This window comes from Lysinibacillus sp. FSL K6-0102, assembly GCF_038003545.1.
Taxonomy (GTDB): domain Bacteria; phylum Bacillota; class Bacilli; order Bacillales_A; family Planococcaceae; genus Lysinibacillus; species Lysinibacillus capsici.
Genome location: NZ_JBBOPH010000001.1, coordinates 2,827,397 through 2,843,596, shown reverse-complemented (window position 1 = coordinate 2,843,596; position 16,200 = coordinate 2,827,397). Strand labels below are relative to the sequence as shown.

At 35.3% G+C, this 16,200-nt stretch carries 17 protein-coding genes; 7 read left to right on the top strand and 10 right to left on the bottom strand.

Features of this window, described 5'->3' with window-relative positions; all coding sequences use genetic code 11:
• Positions 1–9: 9 nt before the first annotated feature.
• Positions 10–453: an SMI1/KNR4 family protein gene (locus NYE73_RS14490; RefSeq protein ID WP_054550378.1), complete on the bottom strand. Its 444-nt coding sequence runs from the start codon at positions 451–453 to the stop codon at positions 10–12.
• 185 nt (positions 454–638) lie between these two features.
• On the opposite strand from NYE73_RS14490, the gene NYE73_RS14485 reads away from it, so the two are divergent.
• On the top strand, positions 639–1,481 hold the full coding sequence (locus NYE73_RS14485; protein ID WP_066037267.1) for an alpha/beta fold hydrolase: 843 nt from the start codon (positions 639–641) through the stop codon (positions 1,479–1,481).
• An 81-nt stretch (positions 1,482–1,562) separates the two neighbouring features.
• Here NYE73_RS14485 and NYE73_RS14480 read toward each other — a convergent pair whose 3' ends face one another.
• The 3 genes from NYE73_RS14480 to NYE73_RS14470 form a co-directional block, all read right to left on the bottom strand.
• On the bottom strand, positions 1,563–1,985 hold the full coding sequence (locus NYE73_RS14480; protein ID WP_066037268.1) for a hypothetical protein: 423 nt from the start codon (positions 1,983–1,985) through the stop codon (positions 1,563–1,565).
• Between the two features lie 142 nt (positions 1,986–2,127).
• A complete protein-coding gene (locus NYE73_RS14475) occupies positions 2,128–2,703 on the bottom strand; it encodes a GNAT family N-acetyltransferase (RefSeq protein WP_048392543.1) in 576 nt (191 codons plus the stop codon).
• Between the two features lie 16 nt (positions 2,704–2,719).
• Complete coding sequence (locus tag NYE73_RS14470; protein ID WP_199768260.1) at positions 2,720–3,586, bottom strand: AraC family transcriptional regulator; 867 nt, start codon at positions 3,584–3,586, stop codon at positions 2,720–2,722.
• 267 nt (positions 3,587–3,853) lie between these two features.
• Here NYE73_RS14470 and NYE73_RS14465 point away from each other — a divergent pair, with 267 nt between their 5' ends.
• Entirely contained in the window at positions 3,854–4,609 is a 756-nt protein-coding gene (locus NYE73_RS14465; RefSeq protein ID WP_259951127.1) for a class I SAM-dependent methyltransferase, read from the top strand.
• 47 nt (positions 4,610–4,656) lie between these two features.
• Here the strand turns inward: NYE73_RS14465 and NYE73_RS14460 are convergent, their stop codons facing one another.
• Positions 4,657–5,850, bottom strand: a complete 1,194-nt coding sequence (locus NYE73_RS14460; RefSeq protein WP_054550372.1) for a Ger(x)C family spore germination protein — start codon at positions 5,848–5,850, stop codon at positions 4,657–4,659.
• A 142-nt stretch (positions 5,851–5,992) separates the two neighbouring features.
• Between NYE73_RS14460 and NYE73_RS14455 the strand changes: the two genes are divergently transcribed.
• Positions 5,993–6,376 carry a VOC family protein gene (locus NYE73_RS14455; RefSeq protein WP_259951125.1) on the top strand — a complete coding sequence of 128 codons (384 nt, stop codon included), beginning with the start codon at positions 5,993–5,995 and terminating at the stop codon, positions 6,374–6,376.
• 161 nt (positions 6,377–6,537) lie between these two features.
• Here NYE73_RS14455 and NYE73_RS14450 read toward each other — a convergent pair whose 3' ends face one another.
• Positions 6,538–7,452, bottom strand: a complete 915-nt coding sequence (locus NYE73_RS14450; protein ID WP_054550371.1) for a class I SAM-dependent methyltransferase — start codon at positions 7,450–7,452, stop codon at positions 6,538–6,540.
• A gap of 134 nt (positions 7,453–7,586) precedes the next feature.
• On the opposite strand from NYE73_RS14450, the gene NYE73_RS14445 reads away from it, so the two are divergent.
• The gene (locus tag NYE73_RS14445) at positions 7,587–7,985 is read left to right on the top strand and encodes a hypothetical protein (RefSeq protein ID WP_259951123.1); all 399 of its coding nucleotides are present in this window, start codon (positions 7,587–7,589) and stop codon (positions 7,983–7,985) included.
• A 925-nt stretch (positions 7,986–8,910) separates the two neighbouring features.
• Positions 8,911–9,387: an IS200/IS605 family transposase gene (gene tnpA / locus NYE73_RS14440; RefSeq protein ID WP_115673398.1), complete on the top strand. Its 477-nt coding sequence runs from the start codon at positions 8,911–8,913 to the stop codon at positions 9,385–9,387.
• Between the two features lie 764 nt (positions 9,388–10,151).
• On the opposite strand, the gene NYE73_RS14435 is transcribed toward tnpA, so the two are convergent.
• From NYE73_RS14435 to NYE73_RS14425, 3 genes are all read right to left on the bottom strand, one after another.
• A complete protein-coding gene (locus NYE73_RS14435) occupies positions 10,152–10,886 on the bottom strand; it encodes a class I SAM-dependent methyltransferase (protein WP_048392554.1) in 735 nt (244 codons plus the stop codon).
• A 294-nt stretch (positions 10,887–11,180) separates the two neighbouring features.
• Positions 11,181–11,705, bottom strand: a complete 525-nt coding sequence (locus NYE73_RS14430) for a hypothetical protein (RefSeq protein WP_103118271.1) — start codon at positions 11,703–11,705, stop codon at positions 11,181–11,183.
• Between the two features lie 248 nt (positions 11,706–11,953).
• Entirely contained in the window at positions 11,954–13,360 is a 1,407-nt protein-coding gene (locus NYE73_RS14425) for a VanZ family protein (protein ID WP_340815572.1), read from the bottom strand.
• A 416-nt stretch (positions 13,361–13,776) separates the two neighbouring features.
• Between NYE73_RS14425 and NYE73_RS14420 the strand changes: the two genes are divergently transcribed.
• Positions 13,777–13,938 (top strand): hypothetical protein, encoded by a 162-nt coding sequence (locus tag NYE73_RS14420; protein WP_199768259.1) that lies wholly within the window; start codon positions 13,777–13,779, stop codon positions 13,936–13,938.
• 463 nt (positions 13,939–14,401) lie between these two features.
• Here the strand turns inward: NYE73_RS14420 and NYE73_RS14415 are convergent, their stop codons facing one another.
• On the bottom strand, positions 14,402–14,863 hold the full coding sequence (locus NYE73_RS14415) for a DinB family protein (RefSeq protein WP_048392558.1): 462 nt from the start codon (positions 14,861–14,863) through the stop codon (positions 14,402–14,404).
• A 625-nt stretch (positions 14,864–15,488) separates the two neighbouring features.
• Here NYE73_RS14415 and NYE73_RS14410 point away from each other — a divergent pair.
• Complete coding sequence (locus NYE73_RS14410) at positions 15,489–15,998, top strand: ClbS/DfsB family four-helix bundle protein (protein WP_259950425.1); 510 nt, start codon at positions 15,489–15,491, stop codon at positions 15,996–15,998.
• Positions 15,999–16,200 lie beyond the last annotated feature (202 nt).

Below are 16,200 nucleotides of genomic sequence, written 5' to 3'. Positions count from 1 at the left end.
TTAAGTAACTTACCATTCATAAAAACAATCTTCTATCAGCAACTCAAATGAATCAGCTATTCGCTTAATTTCTCCACAATCATGATCGCAAATAAAAACATGGCCTGATGGATCGATGAAAATGGGATTACCTCCACCATCCATTGAAATAACATAGCTCGTTTCTAAAACATTTGGAGATAGGAACTCTTTATATTGTTGACGAAAATCCAGTGTTAAATCGACAACGGTTTCGTTTCCAAGACTTGAGCCGTTAGAAAAAGCATGGATTGCTATACCTGCATATGCCCCACCAAACGTTTCAATGAACGCTACGTAGTCGCTGTGAAATTGTACATGAAGTTGTTGCTGTGCCTCTATGATTTCCCTTTGACTTGCAGGTTTACCCACTAACGTTTGATGCTTCTCATTAAATAAAAATAACCGCAAACGCTTTATTAGATCTTCCTTCATAGACATTCTCCTTTTATTCAGTATACACGATCCTTCATTGCTAGGAATCTGTGGGAATGATATTGTTAATGTAAATAATAACATCTACTGGGGTGATAGAATGCTAGAGCGTTCAATGGAAAAAACACGGGAAAACCAAGAGGGAAGGGAGTGATGATACAAAAATAGAAAAGAGGATGAAGATAATGACATATCAAAAACTTATGTGTGATGGATTTGAATTAAACTATTGTATAAAGGGGCAAGGCCAACCAATTTTAGTGGTGGGGAGTAGTGTTTATTATCCACGTCTGTTCTCAGAAGACTTTTATCAACATTTCCAGGTGATTTTTTTAGATCATCGAGGTTTTGGTAAGCCAGCTCAAGCATTTACGCAAGAAGATTACACATTAAACAAAATAGTGAAGGATATGGAGTGTGCGAGACAAATCCTACAGCTAGATAATTTAATAGTTTTAGGACATTCAGGACATGCATTTATGGCAATGGCGTATGCCAAAGCCTATCCCCAGCATGTTCAAAAACTCGTACTCTTAAATACAGCAACATCGAATAGTCAAGAAAGACAGCAACAAAGCTTGTCTTATTTTGAGGCACATGCAAGTATGGAGCGTAAACATCAATTTGCGCACGAAATAGCCTTATTGGAACAGGATCTAAAGAAGGAGCCTGAACGACGCTTTGTTCATATGTGTATTCGTATGGGGGCGCATAGTTTTTATGATTTTATGTTCAATGCTACCTCTATGTGGGATAACGTTCATCCGAATATGGAAATTATTGATTATCTATGGGGAGTAGCTTTTGCGGAGCAGAACCTTTTACAACAAATGCTACAAGTTAACAAGCCAATTTTTCTAGGTCTAGGCAGGTATGATTATTTAGTAGCCCCTATTTCATTATGGGATGCAGTAGATCATATTCCCTATGTAAAGAAAGTCATTTTTGAAAAAAGTGGTCATAATCCTATGTTTGAAGAGCCTGTATTTTTTAATGAACAACTAATTCAATGGATAAACGAGAGGTAGTCGAATGGCTGGTTATGCTTGTATAGCAATTAACCAGCCTATTTTAATAATAAAAAGAGAAAAGCCAAAGTATCAACTACCTCAACAAGTTTTACGTATTGCATCAATGTTTTGACAGTCCATAATGACAGGCCGTGCCATATCATCGATTTGAAGGAAGTACCCGCAGCAGCTTTGCGGAATAAGATAAATAAAGTATATTCCTAGAAATTGGCTGCCATCTGAGAGGTATACATCTACTAAAGTCCCTGGTTCAAAACATTCTAAGTGACTACAAATACAGCTTTGACAATGCTTTTCAATTTGATTTTGTTTCTGATATTTTTTTTCAAATTGGGGACTATTATAATATTTTATTTTATAAGAATCTTCCTCAATAATAGGATGATCTACGCTGGGAGAGTGACCAAAGTAAACATTCTTTGAGTCACAATAGCATTTAGAAAATTTATGATAATTGTTAAATTCCCAATTCATTCGTGTTAAATATCTGTTTCCATCCATTTCTAAAACGCTCCTTTATGATTACAATGTCATGCTAGCATGAGTCATCTATTTCTAGTCTATGTTAAAGAGCCCTTTAGGAGATGGTAAAATGTCCATTTATCTGTACAATATAAGAAAAGACTAAACTCATTAGTAGAGTTTAGTCTTTCAAGTTGTAATCGCCTTTCAATAAGCCATATATCTCTAAATCAACAACACCCTTACCAGACCATAATGAAGCTTGTCTCAGAAGACCTTCTTTTAAAAATCCATTTTTTAACAGAACCTTTTTCGAGGGTTCATTTAAAGGCATGACTTCTGCCTGTATTCGATTAACATTTACCTCTTCCAATAAAAATTTTACGATTGTTGCAACTGCCTCTGATGCAATGCCTTTTCCCCAGGATGCTTCAGCTAAATAGTAACCGATTGTTACCATATCTACTTTTTGATTAAAGTCCATCGCTTCGATAATCCCTACTAGTTTTTCACGCTGTGATATTTCGAAGATCCCCCATTTAATCCTGCTTTTCTTCGTATAATCACGTTCAAAATGGCCAATCATTTTTTGAACAGTTTGAAGGTTATGTTTTGGGATGATGCCACAATACTCAAATACCTTGTCATTATCATAAATAGCAAATAGCTCTTGTATATGTGAGTCTTCAATTTTTTTAAATTGTAAATTAGCTGAATGTAGGGTAGGGAACTGCTTAAATACTTTCTCAATAATCATCGACCTTGCTCCTTTATTATTCTTTAATGGGAATGTAGATTTTCATTTTCATCTCCTGTGGATAGATCGATTGCATGACATCCGTTATTTCAAAATCAGGACCTGTATCGCGCTCATAATTAGAATTCGGCAACCATACTCCGTAAATGAAACGTCTTGTATTTTGAATTCCTTCCGCAGTACCATTCAATGTAAATTCTGCATATTTACCAGCAGGAATTTCAAGGTGGGTGAAGCCTTTCTCTAATTGCTCCTCAAAGATTTCGACTTCCTCTCCTACAATAAAAGAAAACCGGCCATCCTCCTGAAAGTTTGTAGAAATGCCATACGCCATATTAGGGGCTACCTTATGGGAGATTCGTTCATAATATTGCTGCTGACCAAAATCCAAATAAAAGCTAGGGATTTCTGCATAGTATTGTTCGTCTTGTAAGGACGTTTTGTATTCATAGCCTGTAATACGTTTTTTAGATAAGTGAAGTATTTCCGGTCGCTGCATAGGGAGTTCTCCTTCCAGTTTATAATCCAAAAAGTTTATTTTGGTTTGAAATGGTATGGAGTTGGCTCCTTTTCGGTATTTAGCAGGTGTGACACCAAAATACTGAACAAATGCCCGTGTAAATGCCTCCTGAGAACCATATTGAAAGTTGATTGCAATCTCAAGTATATTCTGCGTTGTTGTTGCTAATAAGGAAGCTGCTTCAGAAAGCCTCCTGTTGCGAATATACTGCTGCACAGAAAAACCTGTAATGGCTTGGAAAAGTCGTTGGAAATGAAATGCTGAAAAGTAAGACTGCGAAGAAATATCTGTAATCGTTAACTTTTCACGTAGGTTTTTCTCAATAAACTCTATGGCGTTTTGAATTCTTTCAAAATAATCCATACCATCATCCTTTCTTAACTCATGGTACCGTTTAATGGGAAGGTTTTTTTTGATAGTTTGTGCTAATTTGTACATTAAATTGTAATGTATAGGAAATCAATAGAAACATTGATTAAAACAATAAATAAATGTATAATTTATCTAAATTTACAAGAAAGTGAGTGATAGATGATGATAGTCAGCTCTGTTTTCCCATTGAATATAATAAAGGTGCGGGAGAATAAATAGATTAGTTGATTTCTTCCGCAAACAATCGGAGGAGAATATATGTACAAAAATTACGGACCGTTAAGCACAGCACTTTATGATTTTACGAAACCAGTTGGATACTCGCTTGATGGAGATATTGAATATTATCTAGAACGACTGCAAGGTGTAAAAGGGAAAATTCTAGAAGCAGGGGTTGGTTCTGGACGTTTCTATATTCCTTTTATGGAAAAAGGCTTTGATATAGAGGGAATTGATCATTCCCCAGAAATGCTAGCATCCTGTCGAAAAAGATGCCAAGAACGTGGATTGACGCCAGTGCTGTATGAAGGGAATGTTTGCCAATTCACCTTAGGTCAACAATATGAAGCCATTGTTATGCCTACAGGCTCATTTTGTTTAATTGAAAATCATCAAGAAGCACTATCAGCATTAACCTCTATGTATCAGCACCTTATCCCTGGTGGGAGACTCCTAGTAGATTTATTACTTCCTACAGACTGGAAAACAGGAGAAATTACGACATCTTACCATCAAATTTCACAAGATGAAGGAATTGCCCTTGAAAGAAAATCGATTGCCATGAATTGGGTGGAGCAATATACGCTGATGGTTTTAAAATATGAGAAGTGGCAACAAGGCACATTAAGTGATACAGAACTACAAAAGTTTTTATTACGCTGGTATGGGATTGAAGAATTTAAGCTTCTATTACAAAGTGTTGGCTTTTCTACAATAACTTGTTCTGCGAATTATAAGTTCCTTCAACAACCAACTGAAGAAACGTCACTCATAACGTTTGAAGCGGTACGTTAATTAAAATGACCAGTACTCCTTAAAAGAGTACTGGTCAATTTTACGAATTAGTCAAGCTTTAATTTTGTTGCAGTTCCTACTCCTTTTGTATGCACATCGACTTCAATTTGAACTTCAAGATTAGGGTAGAGGGTTTGCCAGTTCTTTTTAATTCGATTCCATGCTCGATAGTCCTCTCGATGTAGTACATTACTAAATTTTAATAAATCGGCTTGATAGGTTTGTTGAATTGTTTGAAGTGTACGTTCTAATCGTTCCTTGATTTGTCTGCTCGTTTCTTTATTTAAAGCATCGATGGTTTTTGATTTTGTTAAATCTAAAGAACAACTTACCTCTGCAACGTTTTGCTCAATATCAAGTTTGATGGAAATCGAAGGTATATCATTTTGAAAATGACCTGTCACTTTAGTAGAAGAATTAATAATTTCTGTTGAGATTTTCCCTTCTTCAGGACAAGCAATAATTTCAAATGTACTTTTTATATTATTATTTAAAAAATTATAGTCTCTGCTTTCTTGTTCTGTTAAATAGCCGATGAGCTTATAATTTTTAAAAATAGCCAGTCCACCATATTTTAATTGTGCAGGGCTATCAATTTTTTCTATATTTGAGCTAAAATCTCCAGCATCCGCATCACCGTGTATATGAATAGAGGGTAAGACGGCACTATGATCAATACTGCCTAAAGATTGGATTAAATCATCAAGAATAACAGATTCTGTTGTCCCCCATACTGCTTCAGAAACCTTTAATGATTTAAACATTTTGCTAGCAGGCACATCCTCTAAAGGGGTTAAAACACTTAATATTTCTTGTGCAGTCGAATCATGAGAAACAATAAAGTTAAAATCACTTCGTCCTTCTGGGTCTCTTTGAAATAAATCTAAAATGCTATTCATACCTTCCTCAGCCATTTCTTCACCAATAATAATAATTTGGGCATGCGCATAATAAGGCTTTCTAGGTGTTAGCGCTGTTAATTTTCGAATGGCATCAAATAATGATTTACCTTTTGCATGGTAGGTAAAAACAGGGACCTGAATGCCAGATGCTTTGTTCGAAGCCACTTGACTTGGATTAACAATCTGAACAGAAATTTCGAATTGCTCGTCCGATTTATCCACACCAACAGCCGTAACAATAGCTAGTTCGTTTAACTCCCGCTTATTCCAGCATCCACCTAGTAAAAGAAGTACTGACAGCAATAGGATGAATGATACCTTGTGTTTAATGGTGGACACCTCCTCTAGGAAAAGAAGACATTTCCGATACTATTAAGGATAAGCAAAAGACAGGTAAAATAATCAATAATGAAAATCTCAATGAATTTTTTTGAAGGAGAATAAAATGAAGAAAACAAACTGTGAAATGGAGGTAAGAAAAATGAAACAATCCTTATTTAAAGGTGTAGAGGCCATTTTTATTCCAATAAAAGATCCTAAATTATCGTCTAAATGGTATGAGGAAATACTCGGATTTAAGCTTCAATATATAGAAGAGGGCGCAGCAGTTATGAAAATCACTGAACAATCCTCCGCGGTCATTTGCTTAGTAAAAGCTAAGGAGCATCAGCCATGTCATTTTCCAGACAATCACTTTGGTGTGGGGAAATATGTAAACTTCCTCTCTCAAAATATTGAAGAGACCTATTTATTTCTAGTAGATCATCATGTTCAAGTCGAGGCTTTAGAAGGAGAAGGGGACACCAAATTTTTTACCTTCTATGACCCTGATGGGAATCCTTTAGGTGTTTGTCAATCATTATAAGCGGGTCACTGCGTTAACAGTGACCCTAGTAACAAATCTAGGAGGTGTAAGGCTAATTAGCTTTACACTACTATAGTATACTAATTCTCTATATTGAAATAGTTAATTGCCTGGGTAATAAAAAGAAAATTTAGAATTTTATAAAATTAAATGGGATGGACCTATTTTTTAACAATATGCATATAATGTATAGTTTCAAAAGCACATAAATAATCTGTTCGATTTTGAAAATACAGCTCTTGAATCGCTGTAGGAGATAGATGTTCATATATAAGCAAACCTAATCGATCTAGCATCCTCTCCATGTCCTCATAAGCATAGCATGATTTCATTGGTTCACCACCAACTGCGGCCATTTTGACCATGTTTTCTACTCTATTGGAGAGTCCTTTTTCCGTGAAGAGTGTTTCATCAGCATAATCCAAAACAATGGAACTACCTGATGGAACTAAGGCAAATAGATGATTGAGTAAACTTGCTAATTCATCTTTTGTTAAATAATAGGACACACCTAACAGACTAAAAAATGTTTTTTTAGATTGAAAGCCTTGCTCTGAAAATAATTGAGATTGAAATTGCTTTGTAAAATCCATCGGTACAAAATGCAGATGATTCAAGAGGGGGAGAGAAGCTTCCTGTAATCTTTTCATTTTGGATGCCTGTGTTGTGGGATAATCCACCTCAAAAATTTCTAGCATGGTTTGCCCTTGCTGCTGACGATACGGAAAAGTATCAAAGCCAGCACCTAAGATGACATATTGCTCGACACCAAGCTGTATTTCGCTATGCAAGACCCTTTCACAATAAGCAGCACGTGCCAAAGGAGTCGGTGAGAGTTGAACTTGTGTTATCCATTTTATTAATTCCTTTGAATCGTCTTTAAACTTTGTAGCGATATCTTTATTAAAAAATGCAATGCCTTGTATCAAATTAGCTTGGATATTTTGATATTCTTCTTGTGAAATCAATTCTTTGGCTATATAATCATCAAAAATTTTCGGCGTATCAAATTGGCTATGGTAGGCTCTACTAAAGGCAGCAACTAATGAAGTGATACTAGATTCCAGTTGATTCATACCAACACTCCTTAACAAAAAATAGGATTCCCCTGGCCAGGAGAATCCTATTATATATAATATTTATTTAAATGTAAATTTTAGCATAAAAACATTTTTTTGTCAAGTTTTAGGTACTGAGAAAGAGGAGTAATATGAAAAAATTTAAAATAGGCTTATCTTTACTCTTAGCAGTAATTGTTAGTGGTATGCTCATTACATGGAAAGATCAAAGCTATTATGCTATTGATCTGTTAGAAAATGCTAATTTTCATGTGGAAAATTCCACTGTTACGCTACATCATATAGATACAGATACAGAAGATATCTTTTCTGAAATGAAAATATCAAAAGAAACACAGCAAGAATTGATACAGTCTTTTCAACAGGCAACATTCAAAAAAACAGCCATAAAAACTATTGATTACGATTACCGGATGACAATTTCACTCAATACAAGCTACCCGATGTTCATTGATTCTAAAAATAAAATATTGGTTCTCCTTAACACAAATGAAAGCTTTGAACTTTATAAAAGATCTCGCTTTTTTTAGTCTTTTAGAAAAAGCAACGGAAGATTCACAGAATTAGTTAGCTTCCAACACAAGCTAAATAAGTAGGGATACAGCATAGATCTTCCCTGTGAATTATGTAGACGAACCAACTGGGAATGGTGAATTTCACACCTCCTTTTATAGTGACCATTCTGATGAAGAACTCGGTATCTGATATGAGGTAAAAATAAAGGCACACAACAATTTAACTGGAGTGTCACGGTTTCGGAAGGGAAAATATGGGCTAAAGGTAGAGTAGCTGCTAAAGGACAAATATCTTTACTGGAAAAAGACCTATATAAGTCAGAGGAGCGTGTGCTATAGATGGAGCTGACGGCGTGTTTGATTTTGCCATTTATTTAGTAGAGTAAAAAATTTTTAAGAATGTGTAACTTTTTAAAACATCAGCCGTCTAACTCATCAGTAGAATACAAAGAACTAAAGCAAACTAGTAACATTCACTTTTCACAAAAGGGCCAGGATTCACATTTTTTCGTGTTTCCTGGTCTTTTTGTGGTGGTGGTCCTATAATTTAACGAAAAAATAAAGAATTTATGAAACCTTTAGCCTGTTCATTCGTATTGTAATTTGAATCTAAAGCTAGACAAGATTTAGTAAGATTCACTTTCACTTAAAAGACTAGAGCTTACATCATCATGTGAGAGTCTAGTCTTTTTTGTATGGTTGTTCAGATATTGTTCAGAATAATATGTTAATCTATGAATGAAGATATTTCATAGTCTTCAACCTAAACGCAAAATGGCCAGTTCTCTTTAAAAGAGTGACTGGTCTTTTTTTGTATCTTTTGAAAACCCCTTGCTATGCGAGGGGTTCCAAAGAGCTTCTAGCTATGGACAAGAAAAAAACCCCAGCCGTACAATGAAATCAGGTCTGGTCAACCGACTTCGTACGAAAGGGGCTCCAAATGGATAATAAAAGTTTAGCACACACGACATGGAATTGTAAGTATCACATCGTCTTTGCGCCAAAATATAGAAGGCAGATTATTTATGGACAAATCAAAGCAGATATAGGTAGAATTCTTCGCCAGTTATGTGAAAGAAAGGGAGTAGAAATAATTGAAGCTACAGCCTGTCCTGATCATATTCATATGTTGGTGAGTATTCCGCCCAAAATAAGTGTTTCATCGTTTGTAGGTTATTTGAAAGGGAAGAGTAGTTTAATGATATTCGATCGGCATGCGAACCTGAAATACAAGTATGGAAATAGGAAGTTTTGGTGTCGCGGATATTATGTAGATACAGTAGGACGAAACAGAAAAATCATACAGGAATATATAAAAAATCAATTGCAAGAGGATATTCTTGAGGATCAAATGACCATGAAAGAATTCATTGATCCATTTACAGGAGAAGAAATACAAGCAAAAAAGCGAAAATAATAAAACCACTTTAGTGGTAGCGTGAAAACGGAGTGCGGTTGGCGGACCTTTCAGTGTGTCTTTAGACATGGGCCAGTACCCCAGCGTTTCACGCATAGAGCAAACCACCAGTTAGACTGGTGGTTCTGATTTGTTTAATGTTCCTTTAGCAGACTTAGATTCTTCAGCATATTTTATGAATAGCACGAAAAAGTTAGTAACTTCACCTATCATAGTTAAAACCATAGAGACCTGTAAGGTTGTAACAGCGCATGTCTTGCTTGTACTGCTTTTCAATCACTATGCGAGAATGATGAAGTGGATTTCATGCTTTTAGCAGAAATTTTTCAGTTAGAGCTGGGGGAGCATTGTTATCAATTTCAGTTTGTAGAAACATACTTTAAATTATGTGAAAATAGCAAACAGTCAACCACCTATACAGTGGGGCTGTCATTGGTAAATGACCCTGTGTCATGAGCTACGTTCAGTCATTTTCATTCTTTCTTATTTTAATGAAACTAAGAAAGACTTAAAATTTGATAGAATGATTTATTTTCTCGAAAAAGCATTAATTCCCCCTAAAATCCTATTGGAAAATATTTTAACTTGTTCAGCGCCTCAAGTTGTCGTAGTATTATAACGAATCAAAACTAAGTAAGTTAGTAAGATTCACTTTCACAATAAAACCAGGTGCTCCCCATAAGAGAGCATCTGGTTTTTTGTTTATATACGATATAGCTGTATACTTAGCGATACCCGATCCATATTGCCTAAGCACACAGTGATTATTTTTTCTCAGCTGCAATGATTAAAAACATAGGTCTCCGTAGTTCATCCTGCATGTCCGGAATATTTTTTAGCATTTCCTCTGAAGGCATAGGTTCCTTCACCGCACTTATCGTAAATCCAGCTTGTATTAAGACATTCATATAAGTAGACAGTGTGCGATGGTATTTAATAACATTTTCGGTAAGGAAGGTCGTTTCTCGAATGCCTTCTGTCTGATAATGATCAACTGCCCAATGCAGGCGGTTGCCATTCTCATCGTAGACCCAATCTTGTTCATTGCGTGATGTGTATATAGGATGCTCTACAGAAAAGACAAATGAACCATTAGGTTTTAGATAAGCATAAACCTTCTTACAAAGTGCTTCGAAGGATTGTACATAGTGAATCGCTAATGAACTAATTACTACATCAAATTGAGAAGCGGAGAAATGGATATCTTCGATCGGCATCTTTAAATAGGTAATAAAAGGATCATTCGTTTTTTCCTGCGCTTTTTGCAGCATTTTTTCTGATAAATCCACACCAATTACTGATTTTGCCTGTTGTTCACGGGCATAGCGACAATGCCAGCCGAAGCCACAGCCTAGATCAAGTACGGTCTTATCCTGGAAATCTGGAAGAAGTGCTTTTAATACGTGCCATTCACCTGCCGCGTCTAGTCCTTGAACAGAACGTGGCATTTTTTCATATTCGGAAAAGAAATTGATTTCATCATATTTATTTTGTTTCATGTATAGAACACTCCTATCAATTAAGTTCGCCCCCTAAATCTACTGACAACCTAGGAGGCTAGCTATCTTCTTCTAACCATTGTTCCACCTCATGTAACTATTTTTTTTACTATAACACATGATCATTCAGGCGTACCTAAAAAATAGGAGAAGAACAGACTTGGCGTCACTTGATTATGAGTAAGAAATAAATAATAAGTATTAGAGGAAGCTGAATACACTCCTCGTCAAATCAAAAAGATCCCATCTCTAAAATTTAGAGATGAGAGCTAATGTCCTTTATATACTTTTAATCTAACCACTCAATTGAACAATCGTTAAGGAGCGGTTAGCATAACTAGCGACGAAGGAATCTGAAGCTGCACTGGCTCCCACCAAATCCCCTGCGGCTAATGTAGCTTGGACCACATAGGCCGAGCTACTTCTATTGACAACATTAAAGACTGCAATGCCGTTTAGAAAAATCGGTTGACCATTGACGGTAATGCTAACTGTGAAAAATGGTTGATCAGGATCAGGGGCTGCTGTTGCTTGCGCATTAATCGAAATGGTGATTTGATAGACACCGTCATTTTGAACGACCAATTCATTCCCAGATGGGCTAACCGTAACATTTGATAGCGCACCAACCACTTGGAAAGTGACGGGTGTTGGATCAGGTGATAAAGGGCCCAATGTATCTCCTCTAAGGGATCCGTACGCTAAAACACTTCGATCTGGTGAAGGGACAGGAACAACAGGACCAGGAAGTGCAACAATTTTTGGAAAATATTTCATTTCATTTGGACAACAGTTCTGACATGTATGTTTACCGAACATTCTCTAACCCTCCTTTATGCTCTCAATATAAATATTATATTCAACTCTCTTATCTTTAATTGAACGGACACCTAGGCTACAGATTAGATAAAATCTAAAAACACTAGTATTTTTCTGTTAAGTAGTTATTTGTTGATGGTGTCCATTTTGTTAGAAGTATTCCAAAGTTTGAGATGTTATTTCAACTCATATAAAAAGAAAGCCCAGTATCAAGTCTGGGCTTTCCTTAGTTAGCGGTATCAAAAAAGCTACTTTCTCGCCTGAATCAAGGTGAACCAACTTTTTCCATTTAATGTACCAGAAACTCTGTATATGGGTTGATAGAAATCTTTTGTATCATACATATACGAGAGCTCTATTAAATCGACAGTAAGCTGATCGCCTTTTTTTATCAACAGTTCTTCTTCTGTTACAAGTGCATTATATTTTATCTGTGGAAATTTGCCATTTTTAATTCGTTCATACACCTCTGCAGGTGACAAAATATTTACTTCACGGATCAATTGATGCTCATGAATATTATACGATAATGAATACAAACTACCATCTGGCTTCAAACCGAGCTCTACCTCACCAAGCCAATAATCTTGGTTCAATTCAGCTTGGTCAGGAAGCGTCCATTCAAATACGCCATTATCCAAAGCTGTAAACTCCCCATCTTTAGGAAGGAGAGAAAGCTCAACCATCATACTCTTTGCCTTCTTCACAAGTGTCTCTTGCACAGCTAAGGAAGGTTGCACTGGCGTATAAAGATCGTCTGTTAGCGACCAATTTCCCTCTGAATTAATAAATAGCGTATACGAGTTCTCTTCTTTATCTTTCAATAAGAGCTCACGATCACCACTAATATCCTGCCGACTTAACTCTGATAAATCCAATTTCTTTTGCAACAAAGTCTCAACTTCATCTGTATGAATTATTTTTTTATACACGGGGGCAACGGTAGATGCTGTATGTAAATCTAATGAGGTTGTTACATCAACATCCGACATATTTGATTTTGTGTAGGCATTAATTGCTAAATGACCAAATTCCTGTTGAGCGTAGACAATCATCATGCCAATAAAAATCAAACCCATCATGAGAGGAATGGCTAGGTTACAGATCAAACTTTTCATTTTTATTTTTTTATGCTGAACAATGGAAGATCCTAGTCTATATAACTGGTATCCAATAATCCCACCAAGCGAGTTGTTGATTAAGTCATCAAGCTCGAAAATCCCTGCTCCTGTAAGTGTTTGATACGTTTCAATGGATAAGGTTGCCATCACCACTACAGGAAGAAGCCATTTAAACAATTTAAATTTAGAGAAAAGTAAAGGTAAGAAAATGCCTAGTGGCACAAACATTAAAATGTTAAAAATACAATTTTGAAGATCACGTAACGAGTATTTCTTCCATGCATCTATATAGCCACTAAATGGTTGGAGATTCATTTGCATGAAATGGGAAGAACCACGCCCAAAAATCGTTAGTTCACACACAAATACAATATAGCCGATAAAGAGTGCTACAAGTATCAGTTGCTTAAAGTTTATTTTTTTTCGATTTGACTGATGTTTTTTATGATAGAGGAAATAATAAAGTCCAATAAGTAAGAACTCAGCACCAACTATAAGGATGACTGGCAACATTAAAATTCGAATGTTATTCATAATATCTGTAACGCCCAAAACAAGATGCTCCTAACTATGTTAATCTTTTGTCGACTTTTCTTATTGTAAATGGTAATTATTAATAATTATTGAGAAAAATTATGAAGATTTCTTAAGATTTTGTAGTATACCTAATTGAGGGAAAATGCTTTTATTTTCCGTGAAAAAGGGGAGGAACAGTCTAGGGATTATCAACAAAGTTTGTGAAAATTGCACGTTTAGAGGCAAAGATAAACCTTGCTGTTTCGATTTATCAGCATAATTTTATGGGCAATAAAGTATAGGTAGGCGTTTTTTATAAGACTTCCGTTGTATTGTCTTGTCAGTCCTTGTAATCAAAATTGACATAAACAATTGTCAGAAAATATCAATATACCCTATAATAAATAAAAAAGCTGAGAATAAGAGGTGAACTTATGGGGAAACCAGTAGATTACAATCTATTTCCGGGTTATCAAAACACACTTGACTCCAGACTTGATGAACGTAAGGAAGAATTTATTGAGGAACTAGAAAGAGCAAAAATTGATGGACATATACTTGAATTTGAGAAAGCACCAGAAGAATTGCCCCAATAGTAAGAGCAAAGCATCTTGAAAAAAGATGCTTTTTTCTTTTATTTGGAGCTTGTTTATATGTATAAATTGGGCTTTTCACTGCAAGGAGCTCTTCCTTTTTAAGCGATAATAATTGAGAGAAATGTCAATAATTAATAGGATGTAGAGTACACTAAATACATTTAAAGTTAACGAAGGCAAAGGGAAAATGACCTCTCTAATCAATATTAACCAAATAGTGGTTGATACTAAAACAATAGCATCCAATAAAATAACCATAGTATGTTTATGGGCTTTAAAAATAAAATTAAATACAACTAGCCTTACTATAAGTGGCGTTGTTAAGAAAAATGAATAGATCTGTGTAATTTCTTCTAGGCTCACATGCATCTCCCTTTGGTGTTATTTGAGTTAAATAAGCGGCAACAAATAAAAATAGGACTATTAACAGTAGTCCTATTTTAAGAGTATAGCATATAAATGTCTATTTTTCCATTTTACGTAAATAGGCGAGTTGTCCAATATGATAGGCATTATGAGTAGCAGCATTAGATATGATGGCCCACCATTGCGCCTTCACAGGGAATCCATTTACGATAGATAAAAGTTGTTCTTCCTCAATTAATTCTTGCCACGTAAGTAGGATATGTAATAACTTTTCTTTTAATTCATAGAAAGTTACCTCCTCTTTAACTAGAAACGTATTCGCATTATTTGTTTGCGAAGGAGCCTTCACTTGATTTTCTCGATACCGTATTTGCCAAATTTCATTCCAGTAGATTAGATGCTGGACAATTTCAGCCATACTATGGCTAGAAGAATCGGGTTTCCAAAAGGCTTCTGCTTCAGATAACCCTTCTACGACTTCAGAAAATGAGATATACCAACTTGGGTCATTTGCATTAGCTAAAAGTTGATCTAACAAAATGGTCTTCGCCTCCATCATTCACGTTCCTTTCTTCAAAGTAATTTATTGAATAGTATAACATTTTAAGTTTTAATATACCGATAAAATAGTAGTTCTGACTAGCTTTTATGAATGCAACAATAAAAAAGCTGCAGCTTATTAGAGCTACAGCAAATATAGATGCGGATTTTAACACTAGTTAAATCAGGCAAATCAGCTTCTATTTTCAGCTTTTTCCGATTCTTCTTTTTTACTTCTGAGTAGTAATGCCATGAATAAGAAACTGGCCACCCAAAAGGCAAAGAATAAATTTTCTAGCAAAGCCCAATGACCATTTTTAATATAATTCCAAATGGTTGTAAATAAAAAAATAATGATGAAGAATGCGATATATAAGCATTTTCCGAATGTAGTCACTTCAAGCACCTCTATTATTAATCATCACACATAAGAAAAGAAGAACGTAATAAAACCCTCTGTTTCACTCGTTATGGGTAATACACTCAAGGTTAGTGTGTGTAAATTTTGGTTACTTATACATCCACCGAAAAAATACAAGGTAACACTTACCATATAACAACTTTTTTAAAAAAAATTTCAAAATTAGCGTATTCGCGTTATGTTAGACTGAACTTAAGAAATAGGTGGAAGGGACGGAAATAGAGTGAGACAGTATGCCAACAAAGAAGAATTGATTAGTACGATTAACGAAAAGTATAAAAAATATATTGTCGAATTTCATGATATACCAGAAATCTTGAAAAACAAACGGATTAAAGAAGTTGATAAAACGCCGTCTGAAAATCTTTCTTATCAACTTGGTTGGATAAATCTTTTGCTTCACTGGGAGCAAAAAGAACAAAAGGGCGAAGAAGTACATACACCTGCAGAAGGCTATAAATGGAATAATCTAAGTGGATTGTATAACTCTTTTTATAAACAATACGGAGAGTACTCTTTGAAGGAACAACAATTAATGCTTAATGAAGCTGTCAATCATTTATGTGAGTGGTTAAATACCCTTTCAGAAAAGGAATTATTTGAAGTTGATCAAAGACGATGGGCAAAAACACAAGCTAATTGGCCTGTTTGGAAATGGGTTCATATTAACTCAGTTGCTCCATTTACAAATTTCAGAACCAAAATTCGAAAATGGAAGAAGATGAACCTTTAAAAGATTAGATGTTCCTTACTATAACAAACCAAACGAATTGACTTTAGCCTTCCACAAATGGAGGGCTTTTTATTATCCACTATGACAACAAGTGCGATGGGTTATGGTACGTTTTACTGTATCTCGATGCTTCCTATGAAGGAGGTGGAAGGGAATCAGTCAAGCAACAATCTTTCAACGAGCTGCTATTATAGTGTCATGT

Coding starts and splice junctions, on each gene's coding strand:
- NYE73_RS14470 (WP_199768260.1), bottom strand. CDS start 3,586: ATGGATTATTTTGAAAGAATTCAAAACGCCATAGAGTTTATTGAGAAA.
- NYE73_RS14490 (WP_054550378.1), bottom strand. CDS start 453: ATGAAGGAAGATCTAATAAAGCGTTTGCGGTTATTTTTATTTAATGAG.
- NYE73_RS14425 (WP_340815572.1), bottom strand. CDS start 13,360: ATGAATAACATTCGAATTTTAATGTTGCCAGTCATCCTTATAGTTGGT.
- NYE73_RS14435 (WP_048392554.1), bottom strand. CDS start 10,886: ATGAAACAAAATAAATATGATGAAATCAATTTCTTTTCCGAATATGAA.
- NYE73_RS14455 (WP_259951125.1), top strand. CDS start 5,993: ATGAAACAATCCTTATTTAAAGGTGTAGAGGCCATTTTTATTCCAATA.
- NYE73_RS14445 (WP_259951123.1), top strand. CDS start 7,587: ATGAAAAAATTTAAAATAGGCTTATCTTTACTCTTAGCAGTAATTGTT.
- NYE73_RS14475 (WP_048392543.1), bottom strand. CDS start 2,703: ATGATTATTGAGAAAGTATTTAAGCAGTTCCCTACCCTACATTCAGCT.
- NYE73_RS14430 (WP_103118271.1), bottom strand. CDS start 11,705: ATGTTCGGTAAACATACATGTCAGAACTGTTGTCCAAATGAAATGAAA.
- NYE73_RS14485 (WP_066037267.1), top strand. CDS start 639: ATGACATATCAAAAACTTATGTGTGATGGATTTGAATTAAACTATTGT.
- NYE73_RS14480 (WP_066037268.1), bottom strand. CDS start 1,985: ATGGATGGAAACAGATATTTAACACGAATGAATTGGGAATTTAACAAT.
- NYE73_RS14420 (WP_199768259.1), top strand. CDS start 13,777: ATGGGGAAACCAGTAGATTACAATCTATTTCCGGGTTATCAAAACACA.
- NYE73_RS14450 (WP_054550371.1), bottom strand. CDS start 7,452: ATGAATCAACTGGAATCTAGTATCACTTCATTAGTTGCTGCCTTTAGT.
- NYE73_RS14415 (WP_048392558.1), bottom strand. CDS start 14,863: ATGATGGAGGCGAAGACCATTTTGTTAGATCAACTTTTAGCTAATGCA.
- tnpA (WP_115673398.1), top strand. CDS start 8,911: ATGGATAATAAAAGTTTAGCACACACGACATGGAATTGTAAGTATCAC.
- NYE73_RS14465 (WP_259951127.1), top strand. CDS start 3,854: ATGTACAAAAATTACGGACCGTTAAGCACAGCACTTTATGATTTTACG.